This is a genomic window from Shewanella sp. AS1, assembly GCF_021412565.1.
Lineage (GTDB): Bacteria > Pseudomonadota > Gammaproteobacteria > Enterobacterales > Shewanellaceae > Shewanella.
In genome coordinates this window covers 1-284 of record NZ_JAKCLJ010000109.1, presented here as the reverse complement: position 1 = coordinate 284, position 284 = coordinate 1, and the positions used below count along the sequence as shown (strand labels likewise).

Here is a 284-nt window from a genome sequence, read left to right as displayed (position 1 = left end):
GTATTCGTCGAGGAGCAGCGGGTACTCGAGCTCGAGCGCCTCGACCGGCAGGTTGGTCGAGTTCACCGTGTGGACGTGGACCGCGTCCTGGCCGTCCATGTCGGCGAAGGCGCCGGCGCCGCCGCCCATGCTCTCCGGGTACACATAGGTCGCCTTGCGGCGCGGGTGCCAGCCGGACACCGAAGTGGCGGACGTGGAGTCGTTGCACGAGGCCATGGTGTCCTCGGGCGGCAGGGCCTGGTAGAGCGCGCCGAACACGGCGCCGCAGAGGCGGTTCGACGTGA

1 protein-coding gene is annotated in these 284 nt (G+C 70.1%); it reads right to left on the bottom strand.

Annotation, left to right across the window (positions count from 1 at the left end; all coding sequences use genetic code 11):
* Positions 1-284, bottom strand: a 284-nt coding sequence (locus LZP69_RS16270; protein ID WP_234201736.1) for a hydantoinase B/oxoprolinase family protein, incomplete at both ends; no start/stop codon positions are given.